Source organism: Streptacidiphilus cavernicola (assembly GCF_042510955.1).
In the GTDB taxonomy this organism is placed as follows: Bacteria; Actinomycetota; Actinomycetes; order Streptomycetales; family Streptomycetaceae; genus Streptacidiphilus; species Streptacidiphilus cavernicola.
The window spans coordinates 75,788-99,898 of the sequence record NZ_JBHFAB010000022.1 but is presented as its reverse complement, the minus strand read 5'-3'; the positions used below and the strand labels follow the sequence as shown (position 1 = coordinate 99,898).

The following is a 24,111-nucleotide window of genomic DNA, read 5'->3' as shown; positions in this document are numbered from 1 at the left end:
GGAGCGCCGGGGCGGCCCGGCTCAGTGCTGACGGCCGCGCATCCTGATCCCGAAGGCCAGCGCGACCCCGGTGGCGGTGAACGCCAGCGCGCCCCCGGCCAGCGTCCCGGTGCCCTCCCCGCCGTCGCCGTCGTGCGCGGCGGACGGGGAGGCCTGCACCTGCGCCCGCCCCTCCACCTGAGCTTCCGCCCCGGCCCCCGCCCGCACCACGCGTGGCTCGGCGGCGTGCGCGGAGCTCGGCAGCAGCGCGGTTCCGCCGGTTATCGCCGCGGTGAGCAGCACGGACGCGACGGCGATGGCACGGGTTCGGGTGCGGGTGGACAAGGGGTGCTCCCTGGGGCGACATCATTGGTGTCTGTTGTAGTGCGTTCGACCGCTACAGCAAAAGCCTCCCAGACGAAGATCCTGACCCGGTCCACCTGCCGTAACGGCCCCGCAACAGCCTGTCCGCGGCGCAGCGCGGATTCCTGGGGCCCTCGTGGCGCGCGATGGCCGGGGGAGCAGGGAGAATGCCCGCGTACGGGTTGTGCACGGTGCGAGCGGGGAGACGGACGGCATGGATGCGCGGATCGTGGGGAGTGCGGCGGACGGCGCCGGGGCGGCGGACGTGTTCGGCACGGCCGGGCTGCGGCGCCGGGTGCTGGACGCCTGGGCGGCCTCGCCCGCGCGGTTCCGCGAGGACGCCAACGCCGAGGAGGAGCTGGCCCTCGGCGGCTACCGCGACCGGCTGGTGGTGGAGCTGGCGCAGAACGCCGCCGACGCCGCGGCCCGTGCGGGCGTTCCGGGACGGCTGCGGCTGACCCTGCGCGGCGGGGTGCTCTGCGCCGCCAACACCGGGACGCCGCTGGACGCGCAGGGCGTCGAGTCGCTGTCGACGCTGCGCGCCTCGTCCAAGCGCGAGGTCGGCGAGCCGACCGTCGGCCGTTTCGGCGTCGGCTTCGCCGCGGTGCTGGCGGTGTCGGACGAGCCCGCGGTGCTGAGCCTCCCCGGCGGGGTGCGCTGGTCGCTGGCCGAGGCCCGCGCGCTGGCCGCCGAGCAGCCGGCCCTGGCCGAGGAACTGCGCCGCAGGGACGGCCATGTCCCGCTGCTGCGGCTGCCGCTGCCCGCCGAGGGCGCCCCGCCGGACGGCTACGACACCGTCGTGGTGCTGCCGCTGCGCGACGCCGCGGCCGACGACCTGACCCGGCGTCTGCTGGACGAGGTCGACGACGCGCTGCTGCTGACGCTGACCGGCCTGGTCGAGGTGGTGGTCGAAACCGAGGGCGGCGTACGGACGCTGACCCGCCGTGAGGAGCCGGCCGGGCACGACCTGGGCGGGCCCGGTGTGGTGGTGGTCGCGAGCGAGGCGGGGGAGAGCCGCTGGCAGCTGGCCTCGGCCGGCGGCGAGCTGGCGGCGGACCTGCTGCGGGACCGCACGGTCGAGGAGCGGCACCGCCCGCAGTGGTCGCTGACCTGGGCCGTCCCGGTGGACGCGGCGGGCCGCCCGGCGCAGCCGCGGACCGTGCCGGTGGTGCACGCGCCGACGCCGACGGACGAGCCGCTGGGCGTCCCCGCGCTGCTGATCGCGTCGTTCCCGCTGGACTCGACCCGCCGTCACATCGCCCCCGGAGCGCTGACCGACTTCCTGGTCGACCGGGCCGCGGAGGTCTACGCGACGCTGCTGCGGCAGCGCGGGGCGGACGTCTCGTCCCTGGCACTGGTGCCCGGCCCGCTGGGCCAGGGCGAGGTGGACGCACAGCTGCGCCGGGCGATCGTCGGCCTGCTCCCGGACGTCCCCTTCCTCCCGGCGGCGGCAGGTCCCCGCCGGGACGGTCCGCGGCAGACGGGGAGCGGCTGGGACCCCCTGGCCGTGCTCGGTGCGGACGCGGACGTGCCCAGCTCGGAATCGACTACGGAGCCGACTGCGGAGCCGACCGCGCTGCGGCCCCGGGACGCCGTGCTGCTGGAGGGCGCGGACGCGGAGATCGTCGGCGCCCTCGCCGACGTGCTGCCCGGCCTGCTGCCCGCAGGGCTGGAGCGGCGGCAGGAGCTGCGCACGCTGGGCGTGCGCCGGGTGGCGCTGGCCGAGACCGTCGACCAGCTCGCCAACCTGGAGAAGGAACCGTCCTGGTGGCGCAACCTCTACGGCGCGCTGACCGGCGCCGAGGCGGAGACGCTGGGCGCGCTGCCGGTCCCGCTCGCCGACGGCCGGATGGCGACCGGCCCGCGCCGGGTCCTGGTCCCGGCCGGGACTGCCGGGACCATGGGCATCGCCGGGACCGCCGGGGCGGCTGACGACGGCGACGGCAGCGGCGGCGTCACCGCCGACGACCTGGCCCTGCTCGGCCTGCGCCTGGTCCACCCCGACGCCGCGCACCCGCTGCTGGAGAAGCTCGGCGCGGGTGTCGCCACCCCGCTCGGGCTGCTGGAGACGGCCGAGTTGCAAGCGGCCGTGCGGCGCTCGCTCGACCTGGACGACCAGGACGAGGCCGAGGACGTCGCCGAGGCGGTGCTGCGGATCGTCCGGGCCGCCGGGGCCACCCCCGGCGGATATCCGTGGCTGGCCCGGCTCGCCCTGCCGGACGACGAGGGCGAACTGGTCGCCGCGGGCGAACTGGTGCTGCCCGGCAGCCCGCTGGCCGCCATCGTGGACGAGGACGACGCGGTCTTCCTGGACGACGACTGGCTGGAGCGCTGGGGCACCGACGTGCTGCGCGCGGTCGGCGTCTGCTACGGCCTTGGCCTGGTCCGCGCCGAGGAGGTGGTGCTCGACCCGGACGACCTGGAGCGGCTGGACCCGACCGTCCCGGCCGACCGCGCGGCCGGCGGCGAGTCCACCGGCCTGCTGGACGAGGCCCCGGACGGCCTCGCCGACTGGGCCGAGGACGTCGCCGAGCGGCTGGCCGAGGAGCAGGACGCGGCCGGCGGCGCCAGGGACGACGTCCCCGACGTCCCACCCGTGGCCGCCGAACTGCTCGCGGTCCGCGACCTGGACCTGGTCGCCGACGACGCCTGGCCGCAGGCGCTGGCCATGCTGGCCGCCCCGCCACTGCGCGACGCCGTGGTGGACCCGGTGCGGCTGCTGCTCCCGGACGGCCGCAGCGCGCAGGTGCCCCCGTACGCGGCCTGGTGGCTGCGGGACCACCCGGTGCTGGACGGCCGCCGCCCGGCCGGGCTGCGCGCCGCCGGGGCCGACCCGCTGCTGCGCGGCCTCTACGAGGAGGCGCGGACCGGCCTGGACGCGGTGTTCCTGCACGCCCTGGGCGTCCGTACCACGCTGGCCGCGCTGCTCGCCGAGACCGACGGTCCCGACGAGGTGCTGTACCGGATGACCGACCCGGACAGCGAGGTGTCGCACCGTCAGCTGCACGGCCTCTACACCGCGCTGGCCTCGGTCGACCTGAGCCGGGTGGCGCTGCCGGAGGAGGTCAGGGCGCTGCCGCCGATGCCGCCGGGGACCCACCGCCGCCCGGCCGGGACGGTCGTGGTCGACGTGGCCGAGGCGGTCGTCGCCGACGCGCCGGACCTGGTGCAGCTGCTGGACGCGTTCCCGCTGATCATCGTCGCCCCGGAGCTGGCCGGGCCGCTGGCCGAACGGCTGCACGTCTCGCTGGCCAGCGAGGTGGCCGGCGGCCGGGTGCTCAGCGAGGGCACCGTGCACCGGGTGCCGGACGAGGTCAAGGAACTGCTGCCGGGCTGCCCCGAGGTCTACGAGGAGCACGACGAGCTGCTGGTGGTCGGCCCGGACGGGCAGGACGCCGCGGTGGACTGGCGCTGGGACGCCGACAGCCCGGCCCCCACCCCCGAGGACGCGGACCCGGACGCGGCGGACGGAGAGCAGGAGCGGGACGAGTTCGCCGCCCCGGTCCCGTACGGCGCGCTGCACGCCGCCACGCCGGAGGGCCTGGCGGCCGGGCTGGCCTGGGCGGCGGGGCAGTGGCACCGCCGGTTCGAGGTGCTCGCGGTGCTCTCCGACCCGGACCGCGCCTACGAGCTGAGCGCGGCCAGGGACTTCGAGTAGCGGCCCGGCGCAGTTGGTCAGCCGCTGACCAGCTGCGCTACCTGGAACTGGCCCTCGTTGAAGATGACCTTGTAGGTGGCGTTCGGGTACTGCTGCTGCGCGTACGAGGCCACGTCGCTGGGCGGGTCGGACCAGCCGTAGGAGAGGTCGAGCGCGAAGTACTGGGCCGGTCGGGCGGGCCCGCTGCCGACCCAGTACAGCTCGGTCCTGGTGGCCAGGTGGTCCATCAGCGTGATGTTGGCCTCGACCGTCGCCCCGTTCGGGATGGTCGCGGCGGCGCGCTTCAGCATGGCCACTCGGTCCGCGGAGTTCAGCGCGGACGGGTCGGTGGCGTTGGTGATCGGCAGCGCCCAGACCACGCACAGGGTCACCGAGATCGCGGTGACCACCGGGATCACCGCCTTGGTGGCGTACGAGCGGAGCCACTCCACCCGGCCGGAGTCGGCCCGCTGGATGCCGTCCACGGTGGCCAGGAACAGGATCGGCATCAGCACCGCGCTGTAGTGCCAGTCCAGGCCCCAGTAGAACTCGACCGAGCCGGTGTAGCGCCAGAACAGGGTGGGGATCACCAGCAGCACATAGGGCGAGCGCAGTGCCATGAACCCGGTGATCGCCAGCAGGTAGCCGGTGGTGTGCAGCTTGACGACCGGGTTGACCAGGCTGTGCAGGGTGTCCAGCGGCTTGTCGAACAGGGTCTGCGCGATCGACCCGCCGGGGAGGTTGGAGTCGTAGTCGTAGTGCCCGTGGATGTTGAAGTGCGGGATCACCAGGTTGATGGTGATCAGGAACATCAGCGGGCCGAACACGGTCAGCAGCACGCCGGGCTTCCACTGCCGCTGCAGCAGCATCACCACGCCGACCATGGCCACGGTCAGGCCCATGTCCTCCTTGACCAGGACCAGCGGCAGGGCCCAGTACGCCGCCGGGTACCAGCGCTTCAGCACCAGGTTGCGCAGCACCATGGCCAGCAGCGGAACCCCGAAGGCGATCTCGTGGAAGCCCACGTCGGCGGCCCGCTGCAAGCCGAAGGACAGCCCGTACGCGACGCCGACGGCGAGGCCCTTGGCGCGGGCGCCGCGCTCACCGTCGCCGAGCACCTGCTCGACCGTCCGGGAGACGATTCCGACCGACCAGGCGAACAGCGCCGCCTGCCCGACCAGCAGCGTCACCGTGGAGGGGAAGACCAGGTAGAACGGCGCCAGCAGGGCGATGATCGGGCTGAAGTGGTCGCCCAGGATGTTGTAGTCGACGCCCTTGATGGTGACGATCGGCGCGTGCAGGTGCGCGTACTGCCGCACCTCCTGCACGAAGATCGAGTTGTCCCAGGACATCGCCGCGTAGTGGGTGTAGCGCAGGACCGAGATCGTGGTGAAGACGACCAGGAACAGCACGGCCAGCACCAGGTGCGGACGCAGGCTGCTGCTCGGGACGAAGCGCCGGAACCGGGATTCGGCCGGAACGCCGATGTCGGCCGAAGGCGCATCGGTGTCGGTGGTCATGGTCTCCCCTGCGGCGGCGGCTGAACGGATCTGCCAGCACGGTACAGGGGAACGCTGTGCGGGAAGGAGTCCCCGACCGGAAATCGGCCCCACTTCCGCCAGGTTCGCGTCAGCCCGGACCACCGTCAGCTCTGGCCCGGGTCGGACCCGGCTCGCCGCCCAGCCTCGGCCCACCGGTCGTCCCTGCCTCGGGTCAGACCCGGCTGGGGTCCGGCTCTGCCGGTTCGGGCTGCTCGGGGTCGCGGCGGGCCACCGCCGCTGCCGCCTCCTCGTCGGCCGGGCGCATCCGCCGCCAGGCCAGCTCCAGCAGCAGCCCGGCCACCAGCGCGATGGCGACCGCCGTCCACGGGTCGCGGTAGCCGACCAGGTCCAGCTGGAAGAAGTTCTGCAGCCACGGCACCACCAGCACCAGCCCGAACCCGGCCGCCATCGCGACCACCAGCAGCACCCGCCACCAGTTGTAGGGACGGGCGATGATCGCCAGCACCCACAGCGCGACCAGGAACAGCGTCACCGTGGTCGAGCTGGTGTCGGCGACCTGCCCGGTGGCGTGGTCGGCCCGCGCCAGCAGGTAGCAGGTGAACGAGGCCGCCCCGGCGATCAGCCCGGCCGGGATCGCGAACCGCAGCACCCGTTGGACGAAGCCCTCCCTGGCCCGCTCGTTGTTGGGGGCCAGCGCCAGGAAGAAGCCGGGGACGCCGATGGTGAGCGCGCTGAGCACGGTCGAGTGCCGGGGCAGGAACGGGTACGGCACCCGGCAGACGATCACCGCGATCGCCAGCAGCACCGAGTACACCGTCTTGACCAGGAACAGGTTGGCCACCCGCTCGATGTTGCCGATCACCCGGCGTCCCTCGGCGACCACCAGCGGCAGTGTGGCGAAGCTGTTGTCCAGCAGCACGATCTGCGCCACCGCGCGGGTCGCCTCGCTGCCCGCGCCCATCGCCACGCCGATGTCGGCGTCCTTGAGCGCGAGCACGTCATTGACGCCGTCGCCGGTCATCGCGACCTGGTGGCCGCGTGCCTGCAGCGCCCCGACCAGGTCGCGCTTCTGCTGCGGGGTGACCCGGCCGAAGACCGAGTGCCGCTCGACCACGTCGGCCAGCTGCTCCGGGTCGGTCGGCAGGGTCCTGGCGTCCACCGGGTCCTCCGCGCCGGGCAGGCCGAGCGTGGCGGCGACCGCGCCGACCGAGACGGCGTTGTCGCCGGAGATGACCTTGGCCGAGACGTTCTGCCGGGCGAAGTAGGCCAGGGTCTGCGAGGCGTCAGGGCGCAGCCGCTGCCGCAGCACCACCAGCGCCGCCGGGACCAGACCGGCCGCGGGGTCGGGCGCGTCCAGCGAGGTGGCGCTGCGCCCGAGCAGCAGCACCCGCAGGCCCTGCGCGCCGAACTCGTCCACCTCGGCCAGCGCCGGGTGCCCGGCCGGGAGCAGCACGTCGGGCGCGCCCAGCAGCCAGGTCTCCTCGTCGCCGCCGTGCCGTTGCAGGGTCGCCCCGGACCACTTGCGGGCCGAGGAGAACGGCGCGGCCTGGAGCAGGCTGCGGCCGGGGTCGGCCGGGTAGGTGTCGATGATCGCCTGCAGACTGGCGTTGGGCCGCGCGTCGGCGGCCCCCAGCGCCCCGAGCACCAACTCGACCTCGGCGCGGGCGGCGTCCGCCGGGGCGGTCTCCGCGCCGCCCGTCCCCGCCCCGCCAGTCTCCGCCCCGCCTGACCCCGAGCCGCTCGCCCCCGCGCGGGTGTCGCCGTCGCCCAGTACCCGCAGTTCGGCGATGTCCATGCCGCCCTCGGTGAGCGTCCCGGTCTTGTCCAGGCAGACGGTGTCCACCCGGGCCAGCCCCTCGATCGCGGGCAGCTCCTGCACCAGGCACTGCCGCCGTCCCAGCCGGACCACGCCGATGGCGAAGGCGACCGAGGTCAGCAGCACCAGGCCCTCCGGGACCATCGGGACGATCCCGGCGACCATCCGCCGCACCGCCTCGGCCACGTCCTGCTTGTTGACGTAGAGCTGACTCAGGATCAGCCCGATCGCGGTGGGGATCAGCAGCCAGGTGATGTAGCGCAGGATGGTGTCGATCCCGCTGCGCAGCTCCGACGCGACCAGGGTGAACCGGCTCGCCTCCTCGGCGAGCTGCGCCGCGTACGCCGCGCGGCCGACCCGGGTGGTGGTGAAGGACCCGGCGCCGGCCACCACGAAACTGCCGGAGAGCACCGGGTCGCCGGGGTGCTTGAGCACGGGGTCGGCCTCGCCGGTGAGCAGCGACTCGTCCACCTCCAGCGCGTCCGCCTCGCTGACCTCGCCGTCCACGGTGACCCGGTCGCCGGAGCCGAGCTCGACCAGGTCGCCGAGGACGATCTCGGCGTTGGTCAGCTCGACGGTCGTGCCGTCCCTGCGGACCCGGGGGCGGGCCTCGCCGACCACGGCGAGGTTGTCCAGGGTCCGCTTGGCCCGCAGCTCCTGGATGATGCCGATGCCGGTGTTGGCGACGATGATGAAGCCGAACAGGCTGTCCTGGAACGGTCCGACCACCACGATCACCGCGAACAGGCAGCCGATGATGGCGTTGAACCGGGTGAGCACATTGGCCCGGACGATCTCGGCGGTGGAGCGGCTGGACCGCACCGGTACGTCGTTGACCTCGCCGCGGGTGACCCGTTCGGCGACTTCCGCCCCGGTCAGTCCGGACGGGCGGGTCACACCGGTGGGGGCGGGGGCGGAACCGGCCGGTGGCGTCATGCCCCGACCCTAGGCGGCACCGGGTTCCCGCGCCGCCGGGCTTACGCCGACGGGGTCTGCGTGTCGCCGGTCGTGCCGCCGGTGATCCCGCCCGTGGCGTCGCCGTTCGCGACCACGGCCGCGTCGGCGGTCGCGGCCCGGGAACGGGCGATGGCGTCGCGGCGGGCCCGGCAGTACCAGATCCCGATCAGGCCGAGGCCGAAGCCGGCCAGACAGGTCCACAGCCACCGGAGGTCCCCGTGTGCGGACAGCCGGCTGTGGAAGGGCAGCAGTACCAGGAAGCCGACCAGCCACAGCACGGTGCCGCCGGTCACGATGGCGACGTCGTTGGCCTCCATGGGAGGCGCGGAGGGCAGCTTGGTCGTCTTCACGGGCACAAGAGTACGGGGCGGTTCCATCCGGGAGCCGCCGGACCGCCTCTGCGGTCTCTGCGGCCCCTGCGGACCGGCACGATCGTCAGCCGAGGTTGGAGGTTCCTCCATCTACGCGCGCAGATAGCCGAGGCCCTTTAGGTGATTCATACTGACCGTTCCGGATCGAACGGCGAGTCCTCTTGACGATTCGTACCCCCCACTTCGATTCATCCGCACGTGTAAAAAGGAAATGCGCATGTCATCCGTGGCCCCGCCCAACGCCGTTGACCGCTACTTCAAGGTCTCCGAGCGCGGCTCGACCTTCGCCCGCGAGATCCGCGGCGGCGCCGCCACCTTCTTCACGATGGCGTACATCATCGTGCTGAATCCGATCATCCTGTCCTCGGCTGTGGACAAGTTCGGTCATCACCTGAACGGCGGTCAGCTGGTCACCGCGACCGTGATCACCGCGGCCTTCACCACCCTGCTGATGGGCGTCATCGGCAACATCCCGCTCGCTCTGGCGGCCGGGCTCGGCACCAACAGCATCGTGGCGCTGCAGCTGGCGCCCAAGATGAGCTGGCCGGACGCGATGGGCATGGTGGTCCTGGCCGGTCTCGCGATCATGCTGCTGGTCGCCACCGGGCTGCGCGAGCGGGTCATGAACGCGGTCCCGCTCGGCCTGCGCAAGGCCATCGCCATCGGCATCGGCCTGTTCATCGCGCTGATCGGCCTGGTCGACGGCGGCTTCGTCACCCGCATCCCGGACGCCGCGCACACCACCGTCCCGCTGCAGCTCGGCAACGACGGACACCTCAACGGCTGGCCGGTGCTGGTCTTCGTGATCGCCGCGCTGCTCACCCTGGTGCTGATGGCCCGCAAGATCCCCGGCGCGATCCTGATCAGCATCGTGGTCGCGACCGTGGTCGCCGTGGTGATCGACAAGATCGCGCACATCCCGGCCGCGCAGTGGGGCCTGACCGTCCCGGAGATCCCGCACAGCATCGTCTCCACCCCGGACTTCGGGCTGTTCGGCAAGGTCAGCCTGTTCGGCGGGTTCCACCAGGTCGGCATCCTGACCGGGGTCCTCTTCGTCTTCACTGTGCTGCTGTCCTGCTTCTTCGACGCGATGGGCACCATCCTCGGCGTCAGCGACGAGGCCCACCTGCTGGACGCGGAGGGCAACCTGCCCGGCATGAGCAAGGTGCTGATGGTCGACGGCATCGCCACCGCCGTCGGCGGCGTGTCCTCCAGCTCGGCCAACACCTGCTTCGTGGAGTCCACCGCGGGCGTCGGCGAGGGTGCCAGGACCGGGCTGGCCAGCATCGTCACCGGCCTGTTCTTCGTGGTCGCACTGTTCCTGACCCCGCTGGCCACCATGGTCCCGACCCAGGCGGCCACCCCGGTGCTGGTCGTGGTCGGCTTCCTGATCCTGTCCAACAGCGTCCGCGAGATCGACTGGTCCGACTTCACCCTGGCCGTCCCGGCGTTCCTCACCATAGTGATCATGCCGTTCACCTACTCGATCACCACCGGGATCGGCATCGGCTTCATCACCTACGCGGTGCTGAACGTGGTCACCGGCCAGTGGCGCCGCGTGGGCGCCCCGCTGTACGTGGTCGCGGCCGTGTTCGTCTTCTACTACCTGATGCCGGCCCTGGGTCTGGGGCAGTAACCGCATCCCTGCACTCCGCAGCCCCGCACCCCCGCAGGCAGGAGAAGGAGGGCGGCACGCCGCCGTGCGCCGCCCTCCTGATTCCTCGTCGAGAATGACAGGACACCGTCCGGCGGCGTTGGCACTGCGTCGACAGTTCCTGCGCACTGCGTCTACTCACGGCCGGCCGCCCGCCGGGCTACTCGCGGTCGTCTCCGGACAGTGCCCGGCGCCGGTGCTCGCTGGGTGAGAGGCCGTACGCGGCCTGGAAGGCGCGGCTGAAGTCCGAGGCGCGGGGGATGCCCCAGCGGCTGGCGACCAGGTGGATCGGCCGGCCGCGCAGCGCGGGGTTCGCCAGGTCGCGGTGCGCGTGCTCCAGGCGCCGGCCGCGGATCCAGGCGGCCACCGTCTCGCCTTGCGGCTGCTGGGCGGCGCCGCGGGACTGCTGGGTGAAGACGCGGTGCAGGTAGCTGACGGAGATGTGGTGCGCGGCGGCGATCACGGTCGGCGACAGCTCGGGATCGTGCAGATTCTGTTCGATGAACGCCCGGACGCTCTCCGCCATGGCCCGCTGCCGACTGTTTTCGGGCACCGCGGCAGCGGCGTCCACCTCGCGGGCCAGCCAGGCGGCGATCAGGTCGACCACGACCGCCCCCAGCCGCGGTGCCTCGGCCGGGCCGAGCAGCGCGGCCTGCCGGTCCAGGCCGATGAGGAACTCCGAGAGCAGCGCGGGTATCCCCTCCCGCCCTGAGACTCCCCGGCCCAGCACATCGCGCAACTGGTCCGGCGGCAGCGGCAGCAGGGCTTCGGGGAAGTCGACGCCCACCGCCTCGACCCGGCGTCCGACCTGGCGTTCGACCTGGCCGGGTTCGGCGCCGCCGGTGCCGAAGGCATGCAGGTCGAACGGGCGCGAGCTGTGGACCATGTGCAGGTCGCCGGGTCCGAACGTCACGATCGGATCGGAGCCGCCGCGGTCCAGGGCCATCCCTCCGTCGAGCAGCAGCGTCAGGTTGTAGACCTCCGGATCCGCCTGCCGGATCATGCGTGCGCTCCGCTGAAACCGCGTCGCCGGGAACGACGTCCTGAGCAGGGTCACCGGCCCCAGTTCCAGACGCCGCATCTCCGCCGTGAAGTCGTCGGCGTGGGCGCTGCTCACCTCGCTGGCCCGGGTCTGCCCGATCAGCTCTCGCCAGGAGTCGAACCGGTCCTTCCCGGATGCGTCCCCGCCCCGGAACACGCTTCCCGCCCTTGCGGCCACTGTCCGCCCCTCCTTCTCGACTCGTCCGCTTCCCGGGTCTCCCGCCTCCTTCGGACATCGTCGTCCCATGGACATGCCACCTGAGCGGATGCGTCCCTCATTGTGCCGGGACACGGCAGCCGGCACTACGCGGGTTCCGCGAGCTGGGCCTTTCCGCAGGCGGGCCACGGTGGTCGGCACCGTCCGGCCAAGACTCCCGGTGCTACCCGATACCTGACGCCTTGGTGAACTGGGTCACCAGGGAGACGAAGCGGCCGGAGTCCTGGACGAGCATCGCGTGGCCGGCGTCAGGGAACGCGACCAGTTCGGCGTGCTTGGCCCGCTGAGTGATGATGCTCGCGTTTCCGGGCGGGGTGATCTTGTCGAGGGAGCCGTTGGTGATCAGCATCGGGACGGTGCTGTCGGGCAGCTTGTCCCAGGTGCCCTCGAAGGACTCATACGCCTGTCCGGCTTGGTACTGACGCAGCAGCGTCCGGTTGCTGACCTTCTCCGGCGGGATCAGGCCGAGCTGCTCGATGTACGCGGTCCGCGCGGTGCCGGCGTCGGCGGGAAAGAGCAGGTCCATCATCTGCGGCCCCGTGGTCTCGGGGCTGTTGAGCTCCTTGGCCACGGCGGGCGGTGTGTTGATGGCGTGGCTGCCGCCGAGGTCGCCGCCGGTGCTCACGAGCGCGCTGATCGCACCGGGGTGGAGCGCGGCGACGGTCAGGCCGATCTCGCCGCCCATCGACCAGCCGAGCAGTGCGGGGTACCGCAGATCCAGTGCTTCGATCAGGCCGACGGTGTCGTCCGCCATGAGCGGGATGGTGTCGGGGACGGAGGTGTCGTCGGTCGTGTAGCCGACGCCGCGGTTGTCGAAGATCGTGACGTGGTAGTTCCGGCCGAGCCAGCTCAGCAGGTCGACGGTCCAGTCGCTCATGGTGCCGGTGTCGCCCATGACCATGATGAGGTCGGGGCCGGAGCCGAACTGGCGGTAGCCGATCTGGATGCCGTCGACCGGGGTCTGGCGCACCGGCCCGAGGAACGCGCCCGGCCCGCTCAGGGCGGAGTTCGGGACGACGGCCGACACCGCCGTGGTCGCGGTCGTGGTCGCGGCCGTCGCCGTGGCCGTGGCCCGCGTGCCCGGCCCGCTGCTCGGGGCACTGGTCGTGTGGCCGCCGCCGGAGGAACAGGCGACCGCTCCGAGGGCCACCGCGGCGAGGGTCACGGCCAGCCGGGGCAGGGTGAGGGCACGCGGTGTGCGGTGCGGTGCGGACATGAGGGACCTCCGTGCTGATCAGGGGCGGGTGGGTGCGGTGCCGAGCACGATGAGCTGTGGGTTCGGTGCGCGGGTCGAGCGCCGTGCCGCGGCTGTTTCGCGGCTCGGACGTCCTCGGACGTCCTCAGACGTAGGCGACCGGGCGGGGGGCCAGCGTGTTCGCGTCGCGGTTGACCCGTGCCCGCAGCAGCTGGCCGCGGATGACGATCGTGCCCAGGCGGACCACGACCTCGCCGACCGCCATCAGCAGCAGGGCGACGACCCAGGCCTGGCCGCTGGTGATGCTGTGTGTGGCGGAGAAGCGGGTCAGGTGCGCGGCGCCGGAGGGGTGTGTGGACCACACCGCGAAGCCCAGGCGGAAGCCCATGCTGATGATCCACAGTGCGGCCGCACCGCGGGAAGCCTTGATCAGCACATGGCCGCCGGCCTGCCGGACGTGGGTGAGCAGGCCGCCGGCGAGGCCGAGGACGACCCCGGTGGCCGCGAAGACCACGGCCAGCAGCACGTCGTTGCCGGCGGTCGGGACGGCGGTCAGGTAGTTGCCGGCGGCCCAGGTGATCATGCCCAGCGGGAGCAGGACGGTACGGGCGGTCAGCCGCTCCTCGCGCAGCTGGCGAAGGACGATGAGCAGGAGCGCGATGTCGATGAACCAGTCGGTCGTTGTCATGTCTAAGAGCATCCGCCGACGCGCCCCGAACTCCTTCAACCCTGAGTTGCAACCCGGGTTGAAGTCCGCGCCGCTGCTGCTCGGTGTCGTCGACGCCACGTCCCGCTGCACCGTCGAGCTCGGATTTACTTGGATTGATTTTACTTAGACTGGGTAATGAGTTAGGCTAACAATCATGCCTGAGATCTCCGAGAGCGACGCAGCAGCGGTCAGCACGCTGCGGTCTGCTGTGATGCGGCTCTCCCGGCGGCTGCGCGGTCAGCGGGTCGAGGAGTCGCTCACGCCCACCGAGATGCAGGTGTTGGCGACTCTCGCGCGCTGTGGCAGCGCGTCGCCGGGCGAACTCGCCCGCAAGGAGCACGTCCAGCCGCCGTCGATGACCCGAATCATCGCGATGCTGGAGGAGAAGGGCCTGGTGCGGCGGGAGCCGCACCCCGACGACCGCCGCCAGGTCGTCGTGAGCAGTACCGAGCAGGCCGAGAGCATTCTCGACCAGAGCCGGGCCAAGCGTGACGCCTGGCTCGCCGAGCTCGCCGGGGGCCTCACCGAGGAGGAGTGGGCGGTGCTACGCGCCGCCGCGCCGGTACTGGAGCGCCTCGCGCAGCTCTGACCGGCCCGTACAACGATCACCACAAGCCAGGGGACAAGCTATTGCCTGCACAAACCGGAGACACCACGCGCCGCATCCGTCCGAACGATCACACCAGCACCACCAGTAACGCCGTCAGCCCCGCGACCGAGGCCGACACCGCCGACGCCCCGCTGTTGAACGACACCGTCGTCCCCGTCGACGACGACCCCGACGAACGCACCGCCGCAGAAGCCTCGCCCGAGGCGGCGGCGTCCGCGACGGCCCCGGGGGAAGCGTCCGAGGCGTCCCGGGGAGAGCTTCAAGGAGAGCCCCGGGAAGGGCAGCTCCAGGGGGAGTCGACCGAGCGCAAGCGGGGGATGTTCTCGGCCCTCGGCAACCGCAACTACCGCTACTTCTTCATCGGCCAGGTCGTTTCCAACTCCGGCACCTGGGTCCAGCGCATCGCGCAGGACTGGCTCGTCCTCAGCATCACCGGCAGTGCCTTCGCGGTCGGCGTGACCACCGCGATGCAGTTCCTGCCGATGCTCCTGTTCGGCCTCTTCGGCGGAGTCCTCGCCGACCGCTTCCCCAAGCGCCAGCTGCTGATCGCCACCCAGGCCACCATGGGTCTGCTCGCCGCAGGGCTGGCCGTGCTGACGCTGACCGGACACGTCCAGGTCTGGCACATCTACCTGTTCGCCTTCGCGCTCGGCCTGGTCACCGTCGTCGACAACCCGACCCGGCAGACCTTCGTCTCGGAGATGGTCGGCAAGAAGGACCTCGGCAACGCGGTCAGTCTCAACGCCGCCAACTTCCAGACAGCACGGCTGATCGGCCCGGCCATCGCCGGTGCGCTGATGGCCGCCGTCGGCGCCGGGTACGCGTTCGCGGTCAACGCCTTCTCCTTCGGCGCGGTGATCCTCGGCCTGCTCGCCATGCGCGGCGCCGAACTCCACCGCACGCCGCGGCTTCCGCGTGAGAAGGGTCAGCTCAGGGCCGGTCTGCACTATGTCGCGGGCCGACCCGACCTGATCTGGCCGATCGTCCTGGTCGGCTTCGTCGGCACCTTCGGGTTCAACTTCGCGACCATCCTGTCCGCCTTCGCGTACTCCGTGTTCCATGTCGGCCCCGGGCTCTACGGGCTGCTCAACACCGCGATGGCGATCGGCTCACTGGCCGGCGCGCTGCTCGCCGCCCGACGCAGCAGGCCGCGGCTGCGGCTGCTGGTCGGCGTCGGACTGGCCTTCGGCATCCTGGAGTCGGTGTCGGCGCTGTCGCCCGACTACTGGAGCTTCGCGGCGCTGCTGACCCTGGTCGGCCTGTTCGGGGTCACCCTCAACACGGCGGCCAACTCGCTGATCCAGCTGCGCACCGACCCGGCCATGCGCGGCCGGGTGATGAGCCTCTTCATGATGGTCTTCGCCGGCGGCACCCCGCTGGGAGCGCCGTTGGTCGGCTGGATCACCGAGCAGTACGGCCCACGGGTCGGCCTGCTCGTCTGCGGCCTGGTCTCAGCGGCGGCAGCGGCGGTGATCGGCGTGGTCCTGGCCCGCATCGGCAACCTGCGACTCCGTCTCGACCTCCACCGCGGCCCGGAGCACCAGTTGCTCGCCTTCGTCCCCCGGCAACGGGGCGAGCTGGACGTGGCAACGGTGGCTTGAGGCCTTGAGGCCTTGAGGCCTTGAGGCCTTGAGGTCTTGAGGGTTTGACGGCTGGGCCGCCGCTGGGTGGCTTGACGGCCGGGCGTTGGGTTGACGGCGCGACGCGGCTCGGGCCGGACGGGGCCGGGCGGGGGCCTTTTGCCGGGGAGGGTTCGTGCCCGAGACTGCCCCGCATGAGACTCTTCGCCGCCGTCCTGCCGCCCGCGGCAGCGATCAAGGAACTGGCCGTCGCCGCTGCCCCGTTGCACGCGCTGCCGCAGGCCGCCGCGCTGCGCTGGACCGGTGAGCCCACCTGGCACCTGACCCTGGCCTTCCTCGGCCAGGTCGACCCCGGCGACATCGAGCCCCTCGGCGCGCGCCTCGCCGCCGCAGCCGCGACGGTTGACCGCACGCCGCGGCTCAACCTCGCCGGCGGCGGACACTTCGGCGACCGAGCCCTGTGGGCGGGCGTCCAGGGCGACACCCGCGCACTGCGGGACCTCGCCGAGGAGGTGGGCGCCGTCGCGCGCGCCACCGGCATCGGGGTGGATGAGACCCCCTTCCGCCCGCACCTCACCCTCGCCCGCAGCGGTGGCCGCACCAGCCCGACCCCAGCGGGCGTCACCCTCGCCCCGCTGGTCGCGGCACTCTCCGACTTCACCGGGACGGCCTGGCCCGCGGACACGCTGCGCCTGATGCGCAGTCACCTGGGCGTTGGCGCCGCCCACTACGAGACGGTGAGTGAGTGGCCACTTGGGCACGGTTGAACGTTGGCGTGGGACGCCGCGCTTGGCCTGTTCGGGCATCCGGGGGCGCAGGTGCGGCGGCCCAGGGGCAGCGGCAGGAGGACGATCCCGGGTGTGCCAGGGCCAGGGCCAGGGCCAGGGCCAGGGCCAGGGCCAGGGCCAGGGCTGGGGCCAGGGCCAGGGCTGGGGCTGGGGCTGGGGCTTGGTGCGGAGCTGGGTGCGGGTGCGGGCCGGGCCGGGAGCACGGGTGCGGCTCAGGGCGGCGCGGTGTTGGTGGGGTCGGCCTTCGCCGTAGGGGCGGCTACCGCGCCGTCTCGCGCCTCCGGCGCACAGCGGCCAACTGCGCGAAGGGGGAGCGGGGCGCGGGTCCCTGGCCGGGCTGCGGGTCGGCTCGATGCCGCAGAAACGTTCCGTCGTTGGTGTCGATCGGAGCGTCGGGCCTCCCTCTCGGGTGGGTGAGTACTCACTTCGGTGGGCGGTGGCGTTGGCCCGATGCTGCGGAAACGTTCCGTCGCCTGTGCTGATCGGGCCGTTGGGCCGTCGCTCCAGGTGGGTGAGTGCTCACTCCGGCGGGCCATGGCCGCGGTACTGGAGGGTAGAAGCAGTGCTTGGCCTGGCTTCCGAGGGGCTCGGGGCTCATGTGGTTGGCTGCTGTGCGCCGGAGGCGCGAGATGGCGCCGCACCGCTCGTACGGTGAAGGCCGACCCCGCTGACGTGGCGTTGGGGCCGCAAGACAGGCGCGATGCCTGGCCCGGTCCCGTCTTCCGTGTAGTTGGCTGTAGTGCGCCGGAGGCGCGAGATGGCGCCGCACCGCTCGTACGGTGAAGGCCGACCCTGCTCTGGTGGCCTGGCGGTGACCCGTGGCCGTCGCGGCTGCTATCGCGCGCCGGCTTCTCGTGCGTCGTCGTTCAGGCGGGGGAGTGGCAGTGGGGACGGGGGCGAGAGCGGAGCCGGAGCTGCAGTCGGAGCTGCAGCCGGAGCCGGTGTCGGACCCGGAGCTGCAGCTGTGGTTTGGACCGGAGCCGGGATCGGGCGGGTCCGCTTCTGCGCTGCGACGCCTGCGGCCAGGACCTTGCGGGTGGTGAGGAGCAGCAGCGCGGCCACCGTGATGCCGCCCACGGCGATGGCCGCGGCGCTGCGCAGGGAGTCGGAGACGACCGTGCCGGTCACTGCTGAGCCGAGGGCGTTGCCGGTGGCGAAGAGGGTGACCAGCCAGGCGAAGGCCTCGGTGGTGGTGCCCGCGGGCGCCAGCTCGGCGATCAGGACGAAGGCCGCGGCGAGCAGCGGGGCCAGGCCGAGGCCGGAGACGAAGGCCGCCACACCCATCGCACCGGGACCCGGCACCAGCAGCAGCGGGAGGTAGCAGACGGCCATCCCACCGGCGAGGGCCCAGGTGCGGGTGGAGGTCGGGGCGGTCCACCGGATCGCGCCGTAGGCGAGGGCTCCGAGCAGCCCGGCCAGGGCGGCGAGGGCGAGCAGTGCCCCCGCGCCGCCGGGGATGCCGGGATGGGTCTGGGCGTAGGCGACGAAGAGGATGTTCTGTGCGCCGACGGACCACCCCGTCCCGGCGAAGGCGAGCAGCAGCAGGACCAGGCCGGGGGAGCGGAGCGGGCCGAGCCACCCGCCGCCGGGGCGGCCGTTCTCGATGGGGTAGCTGTTCTCGATGGAGTGGCTGTTCTTCAGGCCGGGGCGTCCGGTTCCGTCGGTGCGGTCGGAGTCGTCTGGCTGTCCGTCATACACCGTTCCAGGTCCGCTATCGCGGTCGGAGGCCTGGGGCGGGGTTCGGGTCGGCGCGCGCCAGGCGCGGGCGGGGGCCGAGGTGGCGACGGCTAGGGTGCCGAGCAGGCCGAGGCCGGCTGCGAGCCAGAGCGCGGCGGTCGGGTCGGCGGCCACCGCGACCCCGGCGACCAGCAGCGGGCCTGCGACGTAGAGCAGTTGCTGCGACGCGGAGTCCAGCGCGTACGCGGTCTCCAGCGCAGCCGGGACGACGATGTCCGGCCACAGCGAGCGCAGGCACGGCTCCAGCGGTGGCATCGCCGCACCGGCCAGCGCGGCACCGGCCATGGCCACGGCGGCACTGCCGGGGGCGACGGCCAGGGCCACGTATCCGCAGGCGGCGACGGCGGCGGAGGCGAGCAGCACCCGCGGTTGGCCGATCCGGTCCACGGCGCGGCCGAGTACCGGCCCGCCGATCGCCGCGGCGATGGCGTACGCGGCGGTGGTCAATCCGATCTGCGTGTACGCGGACCCGGCGGCGTGCAGGGCGAGCGCGATGGCGACGACGGTCATTCCGGCGGGGAGGCGCCCGAGCAGGGTGCCGAACAGCAGGCGCGCGACCTGGGGGCTGCGCAGGACGGTGAGATAGCCCATGGCGGCGGCAGCGCTCCAGGTGGGATGGGATGGGGTGCGGGGTGGGGTGAGGTGGGGCGAACGGTGAGTGGGTCGGGTCGTGAGTGGGCGAGCGGGTGGGGCGGGCGGGGCGATGTGTGGGCGGCCTGCGGGACGGGGCAGGTCGTGGCACTCACAGGACTCTAAGTTATACGTATAACTGAGCTGAGGCAAAGGCTCCTGCCCCACCCCCGGCCGGTCGTCCGTGCCCGCACCTCAAACAGATACTTTGAGATTCCCAAAGTAAGAGTGTTAATGTCCTTCTCGTGTTCGCCCCCGCCGCGCCCCCGCTCCGCGTCCTGAGCTCTCAGCTCACGACGCCGCTGCGGGCTGCCTGCGCGTGTATCGCGTGTACGCGGGCGTCGCGCCCGTCGAGCCGGTCGTCCGTCTGACCCGCAGCGCGTCGCCGTACTGACGAACCCACACCCAGCACGCCCCGTACTCGCGCACACCCCGCGCATCACGTCGTCCCTGCCCTTCGGCTGTCGCTGCCCCCTGCCCGCAGCCCCGGCCTCGTACTGGAGCCATCGCACCCATGACTTCCCCCGCGCCATCCATATCCGTCCTCGGCCGGATCCGACGCACCCCCTTCTGGGCACAGATCCTGCTCGGCCTCGTCCTCGGCGTGGCCCTGGGTTTCGTCGCCCGTGAGGCAGAGCTGAGCTGGCTCACCACCACGCTCACCCAGATCGGGACGATCTTCGTCCAGCTGCTGAAGCTCGCCGTCCCCCCGTTGGTCTTCACCGCCATCGTGGTCAGCATCGCCAACCTGCGGAACGTCAACAACGCCGCCAGGCTGGCCGCCCGCACGCTGCTCTGGTTCGCGATCACCTCGCTGATCGCCGTCACCATCGGCCTGCTGATCGGCGTGCTCACCAACCCCGGCCACGGCACCGGTCTGACGCCGCACGACGGTTCCAAGCTGACCGACGTCACCGCGTCCTGGACCGACTTCCTGACCGGCCTGATCCCGACCAACATCGTGGACTCCTTCGTCCAGATGAACGTCCTTCAGATCGTGTTCCTCGGCATCGTGTTCGGCATCGCGCTGCTCAAGATCGGCGAGGCCAAGGGCGCGCCGTTCCTCAAGCTCGCCCAGTCCGTGCTGGACCTGGTGCAGACCGCGCTGTGGTGGGTCATCCGGCTCGCCCCGCTGGGCACCCTCGGCCTGATCGGCAAGTCCGTCGCCCTGTACGGCTGGAGCCTGCTCGGCCCGCTGGCCACCTTCACCGCGGACGTCTACGTCGGCTGCGCCATCGTGCTGTTCGGCGTGTACTCGCTGCTGCTGCGCTTCGTCGGCAAGGTCAACCCGCTGGACTTCTTCAAGGGCGCCTGGCCCGCGATCCAGCTCGGCTTCGTCTCCCGCTCCTCGGTCGGCACCATGCCGGTCACCCAGCGGGTGGTCACCCGGCTCGGCGTGCCGCGCGAGTACGCGAGCTTCGCCGTCCCGTTCGGCGCCACGACGAAGATGGACGGCTGCGCGGCGATCTACCCGGCGCTGGCGGCGATCTTCGTGGCCCAGGTCTACGGTATCCACCTCGGCATCGGCGACTACCTGCTGATCGCCTTCGTCTCGGTGATCGGCTCGGCCGCGACGGCCGGACTCACCGGTGCCATCGTGATGCTGACGCTGACCCTCTCCACGCTGGGCCTCCCGCTGGAGGGCGTCGGGCTGCTGATCGCGATCGACCCGATCCTGGACATGATGCGGACGGCCACGAACGTGGCCGGGCAGGCGGTCGTGCCGATCCTGGTCGCGGCGCGCGAGGGCATCCTCGACCGCGAGGCCTTCGGCAGTCGCAAGGACGCGGCCCTGCTCGGGCCCGACAGCGACGGCGGCGACAGCCGCGCCATCGACGGCGACAGCGGCGTCGAGGCCGGGGCTCCGGTGCCGGAGCCGGTGGCTGCTGTCTGAATCGACGAATGCACGGCTGACCCCCGATCTCCTGCCGGAGGCCGGGGGTCAGCTGTCGCTGTCGGGGATTCGGTTCATGGCCGATGCGGCTGAGCGGCATCACTGCCGTCGTCGTCCTGCTGATGGCGGTATTCGACCGGACCTGTCCGACTCCGCTGATTCCGCCCGCCTTGCCGACTCCACCGACTTCGCCAGCCCCGCCGCGGCGGCCTCCGGACGGCCACGGCCCTTGCCCAGTGCGAATGTTGACACATCGGCGACAAGCGGCAGATACTGCGAGCCTGGCAACGGCGAGTTGTCATTGCTTGACGGAATTGTGCGCAGAATTTCACGTCGGGGGGATGTGAATCTCCGGAAACTGCCACCGAATACTGGCAAATTGATTGCCGCCACTTCCTCGGTGACCCGCAGCTGTCCGGACCCAGGCGCAGGAGGTTTCATGGCCGCTGTGGTGCCCGCGAATGCCCCTCTGAACCCACCGGCGAATGACCGGTCCGATTCAATTCCGCGGGATCGCCCGTGGACGGTGCTGCCGCACGGGGTCGCGGTGCTCATCAGAGCGGAGAACGTCCGGCTCGGACCTGAGATCGTCTTCGAGATACGCCGTCAGATACCCGAGTACGCACGGCCGCTGGGCGGCGGCTTCGGGGCCGGGATCCAGCGCGGGGCGGTCCGGGCGCTGGCGCAGTTCGCGGAGCTGATCGCGGACGACGCGGCACCGGCCGAGGAGTCGCTCCAGGTGTACCGGGCGCTGGGACGCGGGGAGTGGCGCGAGGGGCGCAGCCTGGACGCGCTGCAGGCCGCCTACCGTCTCGGCGGTCGGCTGGCCTGGCGCCGGTACGCGCAGGCGGCCCGGCGGACCGGGATGCCGCCGGCGGCGATGGCGGCTCTCGCCGAGGCGATCTTCGCGCACATCGACGAGATGGCCGCGGCGTCGGTGGAGGGGTACAGCGAGGCACGGGCCGACGCGGTCGGCACCTTGCGGCGCGCGCGCCGACGGCTGGCGGAACTGCTGGCCGAGGGGGCCTCGGTCCCGGTGCTGGCGGAGGCCGCGCGGGCGGCCCGGTGGGAGCTGCCGGAGCGGGTCGCAGCGGTCGCGCTGGCGCCTGGCGGCGGGATTCTGGGCGTGGGCGTGGGCGTGGGGACGGGGACGAGCCCCGGGGCGAGGTCCGGGCGCGGGGGCGCGGGGGCGCGGACGCGGGCGGGGGTCGGTGCTGACGGGTACTCCGCCGTCGCGGCCGGGCTGCGGCCGATGGCTTCCGTGTTGGCCGCGCTCGACGGTCCTGAGCCGTGCCTGTTCGTGGCCGAGCCGGAGCAGCCGGGGCGCTGCGAGCAGTTGGCCCGGGTGCTGGCCGACCGCAGGGCGGTGCTGGGGCCGACCGTGCCGGTCACGCAGGCCGGGCAGTCGCTGCGCTGGGCCCGTACCGTCGTGGCGAAGGGGGCCGCCCAGGCCGGGATGCGGCGCTGCGACGGGCAGCTCTCCTCCGTACTGCTGCTGGGCGACGAGGAGTTGGTGCGGTTGCTGGCCGCGCGTCGGCTCGCGCCGTTGGACGGGCTGACCGCGAAGCGTCGGCGGCGGTTGGAGGAGACCCTGCTGGTCTGGCTGGAGAGCAGCCGGGGGAGCGCCCCCGAGGTCGCCGAGCGGCTCGGGCTGCATCCGCAGACCGCGCGGCAGCGGATGCGCAGGATCGAGGAGTTGTTCGGCCCGGCCCTGGCCGATCCGGACGCCCGCTTCGAGATCGAACTCGCACTGCGCGGGCGCGAGCTGGCGGCGGATCCCGCGGTACCGCGGGACGCGGAGTAGGCGGCAGGGCCGCGGGGCCGCAGGGCACGGGGTACCGCACGGGACGCGGGGCAGACCGCGCTGGACGCGGAACAGCAGGCGGAGCAAGCAAGCCAGCACAGGCCAGCAGAACAGCAAGCAAGGCACGAGGCAGAGGGCCCGTCGTCGCTGCAGCGGCGCGGGCCCTCTTGGGTTGGTGCTGGGGAAGCCACCGGACGATCATGCGTCCTGACCGGGTCCGGTCAGGGGCTGGTGATCAATGGTTGGGATGTCAGACCGGGGTGACGTTCTCCGCCTGCGGGCCCTTCGGACCCTGCGTGACGTCGAACTCCACGGGCTGGTTCTCCTCAAGCGAGCGGAAGCCGCTCGCGTTGATGGCGGAGTAGTGGACGAAGACGTCGGGGCCGCCGCCGTCCTGGGCGATGAAGCCGAAGCCCTTCTCGGCGTTGAACCACTTGACGGTTCCGGTCGCCATACCGTTCTCCTTGCGAGGGACGTAAAGGACACCACACCTCGTGGTGCCCGGTCCGCTGCGCTGATCGCCCCGCCTTCAGGTACTTCTTCACAAAGCTCTGAAAACTACAGAAGCCCGCGGTCACATGCTCCGCAGGCTTGAGTACTGCATGGGAAATCAAACTGCAACTGCCGGAAACCCTAGCACGCAGTTCCGGGCCCGGCCAGGGACGATCTCGGCCCCCCGGTCTACTGTGCTGGTGTGGATACTTACACCGAGCGTGACGGCGGCTCCCACCAGGAGAACAGCCGTAGCCGACCCCGCGTGGGACACATCCAGTTCCTCAACTGTCTGCCGATCTACTGGGGCCTGGCACGCTCCGGGACCCTCTTCGACCTCGACCTCCACAAGGACACACCCGAGCGGCTGAGCGACGCCCTGGTCGCCGGTGATCTGGACATCTCCCCGATCACCTGCGTCGAGTACCTGCGCAACGCCGACCAGCTGGTGGTGATGCCGAACATCGCGGTGGGCAGCGACGGTCCGGTGCAGTCCTGTGTGATCGTCAGCCAGGTGCCGCTGGACCAGCTGGACGGCTGCAAGGTCGCCCTCGGCTCGACCAGCCGGACCTCCGTGCGGCTGGCGCAGCTGCTGCTGGCCGAGCAGTACGGGGTGCGTCCTGACTACTACACCTGCCCGCCCGACCTCGCCGTGATGATGCAGGAGGCGGACGCGGCCGTGCTCATCGGCGACGCCGCGCTCCGCGCCACCATGCACGACGGGCCCCGGCTCGGCCTGGACGTGCACGACCTCGGCGCGATGTGGAAGGACTGGACCGGGCTGCCCTTCGTCTTCGCGGTGTGGGCGGTCCGGCGCGACTTCCTGGCCCGCGAGCCGGAGACGGTCCGCGAGGTGCACCGTGCCTTCCTGGAGTCGCGCGACCTGTCCATGGCCGAGGTCGACAAGGTGGCCGAGCAGACCGCGCGCTGGGAGCTGTTCGACCAGGAGGTGCTGCGCACCTACTTCGCCGAGGCGCTGGACTTCTCCTTCGGCGAGCGGCAGCTGGCCGGGATGCGGGAGTTCGCCCGGCGGATCGGCGCGAGCACCGAGCACGTCGAGGTGCTGGAGGGCTGATCCGCCGGGAGTGCGCGGGAGCCGACGCGCTGGTACGGCTGACGGGGGTCCGCGCAGCGG

At 72.2% G+C, this 24,111-nt stretch carries 17 protein-coding genes; 8 read left to right on the top strand and 9 right to left on the bottom strand.

Annotated features, from left to right (window positions below; translation table 11 throughout):
- Nucleotides 1-21: 21 nt before the first annotated feature.
- Nucleotides 22-324: a hypothetical protein gene (locus tag ACEZDE_RS25680; protein ID WP_380540384.1), complete on the bottom strand. Its 303-nt coding sequence runs from the start codon at nt 322-324 to the stop codon at nt 22-24.
- Between the two features lie 232 nt (nt 325-556).
- On the opposite strand from ACEZDE_RS25680, the gene ACEZDE_RS25675 reads away from it, so the two are divergent.
- The gene (locus tag ACEZDE_RS25675; protein WP_380540381.1) at nt 557-4,000 is read left to right on the top strand and encodes a sacsin N-terminal ATP-binding-like domain-containing protein; all 3,444 of its coding nucleotides are present in this window, start codon (nt 557-559) and stop codon (nt 3,998-4,000) included.
- Nucleotides 4,001-4,017: 17 nt separating this feature from the next.
- Here the strand turns inward: ACEZDE_RS25675 and ACEZDE_RS25670 are convergent, their stop codons facing one another.
- From ACEZDE_RS25670 to ACEZDE_RS25660, 3 genes are all read right to left on the bottom strand, one after another.
- A complete protein-coding gene (locus tag ACEZDE_RS25670; RefSeq protein WP_380540378.1) occupies nt 4,018-5,499 on the bottom strand; it encodes a DUF2079 domain-containing protein in 1,482 nt (493 codons plus the stop codon).
- A gap of 193 nt (nt 5,500-5,692) precedes the next feature.
- Complete coding sequence (locus tag ACEZDE_RS25665; RefSeq protein ID WP_380540375.1) at nt 5,693-8,233, bottom strand: HAD-IC family P-type ATPase; 2,541 nt, start codon at nt 8,231-8,233, stop codon at nt 5,693-5,695.
- Between the two features lie 41 nt (nt 8,234-8,274).
- A complete protein-coding gene (locus ACEZDE_RS25660; RefSeq protein ID WP_380540372.1) occupies nt 8,275-8,604 on the bottom strand; it encodes a DUF2530 domain-containing protein in 330 nt (109 codons plus the stop codon).
- Between the two features lie 238 nt (nt 8,605-8,842).
- On the opposite strand from ACEZDE_RS25660, the gene ACEZDE_RS25655 reads away from it, so the two are divergent.
- Entirely contained in the window at nt 8,843-10,261 is a 1,419-nt protein-coding gene (locus ACEZDE_RS25655; RefSeq protein WP_380540369.1) for an NCS2 family permease, read from the top strand.
- A 178-nt stretch (nt 10,262-10,439) separates the two neighbouring features.
- Here ACEZDE_RS25655 and ACEZDE_RS25650 read toward each other — a convergent pair whose 3' ends face one another.
- From ACEZDE_RS25650 to ACEZDE_RS25640, 3 genes are all read right to left on the bottom strand, one after another.
- Nucleotides 10,440-11,498 carry an AraC-like ligand-binding domain-containing protein gene (locus tag ACEZDE_RS25650; protein ID WP_380540366.1) on the bottom strand — a complete coding sequence of 353 codons (1,059 nt, stop codon included), beginning with the start codon at nt 11,496-11,498 and terminating at the stop codon, nt 10,440-10,442.
- A gap of 202 nt (nt 11,499-11,700) precedes the next feature.
- Nucleotides 11,701-12,753, bottom strand: a complete 1,053-nt coding sequence (locus tag ACEZDE_RS25645; protein WP_380540363.1) for an alpha/beta fold hydrolase — start codon at nt 12,751-12,753, stop codon at nt 11,701-11,703.
- A gap of 124 nt (nt 12,754-12,877) precedes the next feature.
- A complete protein-coding gene (locus tag ACEZDE_RS25640; RefSeq protein ID WP_380540360.1) occupies nt 12,878-13,420 on the bottom strand; it encodes a hypothetical protein in 543 nt (180 codons plus the stop codon).
- Between the two features lie 175 nt (nt 13,421-13,595).
- Here ACEZDE_RS25640 and ACEZDE_RS25635 point away from each other — a divergent pair, with 175 nt between their 5' ends.
- The 3 genes from ACEZDE_RS25635 (at nt 13,596) to thpR (ending at nt 16,398) form a co-directional block, all read left to right on the top strand.
- Nucleotides 13,596-14,030, top strand: coding sequence for a MarR family winged helix-turn-helix transcriptional regulator (locus ACEZDE_RS25635; protein ID WP_380540357.1), 435 nt, complete (start codon nt 13,596-13,598; stop codon nt 14,028-14,030).
- Nucleotides 14,031-14,071: 41 nt separating this feature from the next.
- A complete protein-coding gene (locus ACEZDE_RS25630; protein WP_380540354.1) occupies nt 14,072-15,652 on the top strand; it encodes an MFS transporter in 1,581 nt (526 codons plus the stop codon).
- A 173-nt stretch (nt 15,653-15,825) separates the two neighbouring features.
- On the top strand, nt 15,826-16,398 hold the full coding sequence (gene thpR / locus ACEZDE_RS25625; protein WP_380540351.1) for an RNA 2',3'-cyclic phosphodiesterase: 573 nt from the start codon (nt 15,826-15,828) through the stop codon (nt 16,396-16,398).
- A gap of 855 nt (nt 16,399-17,253) precedes the next feature.
- Here the strand turns inward: thpR and ACEZDE_RS25620 are convergent.
- A complete protein-coding gene (locus ACEZDE_RS25620; RefSeq protein WP_380540348.1) occupies nt 17,254-18,954 on the bottom strand; it encodes an MFS transporter in 1,701 nt (566 codons plus the stop codon).
- Between the two features lie 346 nt (nt 18,955-19,300).
- Here ACEZDE_RS25620 and ACEZDE_RS25615 point away from each other — a divergent pair, with 346 nt between their 5' ends.
- Both ACEZDE_RS25615 and ACEZDE_RS25610 read left to right on the top strand, forming a co-directional pair.
- Complete coding sequence (locus ACEZDE_RS25615) at nt 19,301-20,680, top strand: dicarboxylate/amino acid:cation symporter (RefSeq protein ID WP_380540345.1); 1,380 nt, start codon at nt 19,301-19,303, stop codon at nt 20,678-20,680.
- Nucleotides 20,681-21,227: 547 nt separating this feature from the next.
- Nucleotides 21,228-22,484, top strand: a complete 1,257-nt coding sequence (locus ACEZDE_RS25610) for a helix-turn-helix domain-containing protein (protein ID WP_380540342.1) — start codon at nt 21,228-21,230, stop codon at nt 22,482-22,484.
- A 250-nt stretch (nt 22,485-22,734) separates the two neighbouring features.
- Here ACEZDE_RS25610 and ACEZDE_RS25605 read toward each other — a convergent pair whose 3' ends face one another.
- Nucleotides 22,735-22,938, bottom strand: coding sequence for a cold-shock protein (locus ACEZDE_RS25605; protein WP_034088937.1), 204 nt, complete (start codon nt 22,936-22,938; stop codon nt 22,735-22,737).
- A gap of 303 nt (nt 22,939-23,241) precedes the next feature.
- Between ACEZDE_RS25605 and ACEZDE_RS25600 the strand changes: the two genes are divergently transcribed.
- Complete coding sequence (locus ACEZDE_RS25600; RefSeq protein ID WP_380540339.1) at nt 23,242-24,051, top strand: menaquinone biosynthetic enzyme MqnA/MqnD family protein; 810 nt, start codon at nt 23,242-23,244, stop codon at nt 24,049-24,051.
- Nucleotides 24,052-24,111: the final 60 nt, after the last annotated feature.

Excerpts from the sequence above, each read along its gene's own strand:
- ACEZDE_RS25655 (WP_380540369.1), top strand. The coding sequence starts at position 8,843 with ATGTCATCCGTGGCCCCGCCCAACGCCGTTGACCGCTACTTCAAGGTC.
- ACEZDE_RS25645 (WP_380540363.1), bottom strand. The coding sequence starts at position 12,753 with ATGTCCGCACCGCACCGCACACCGCGTGCCCTCACCCTGCCCCGGCTG.
- ACEZDE_RS25605 (WP_034088937.1), bottom strand. The coding sequence starts at position 22,938 with ATGGCGACCGGAACCGTCAAGTGGTTCAACGCCGAGAAGGGCTTCGGC.
- thpR (WP_380540351.1), top strand. The coding sequence starts at position 15,826 with ATGAGACTCTTCGCCGCCGTCCTGCCGCCCGCGGCAGCGATCAAGGAA.
- ACEZDE_RS25675 (WP_380540381.1), top strand. The coding sequence starts at position 557 with ATGGATGCGCGGATCGTGGGGAGTGCGGCGGACGGCGCCGGGGCGGCG.
- ACEZDE_RS25665 (WP_380540375.1), bottom strand. The coding sequence starts at position 8,233 with ATGACGCCACCGGCCGGTTCCGCCCCCGCCCCCACCGGTGTGACCCGC.
- ACEZDE_RS25670 (WP_380540378.1), bottom strand. The coding sequence starts at position 5,499 with ATGACCACCGACACCGATGCGCCTTCGGCCGACATCGGCGTTCCGGCC.
- ACEZDE_RS25615 (WP_380540345.1), top strand. The coding sequence starts at position 19,301 with ATGACTTCCCCCGCGCCATCCATATCCGTCCTCGGCCGGATCCGACGC.
- ACEZDE_RS25640 (WP_380540360.1), bottom strand. The coding sequence starts at position 13,420 with ATGACAACGACCGACTGGTTCATCGACATCGCGCTCCTGCTCATCGTC.
- ACEZDE_RS25635 (WP_380540357.1), top strand. The coding sequence starts at position 13,596 with ATGCCTGAGATCTCCGAGAGCGACGCAGCAGCGGTCAGCACGCTGCGG.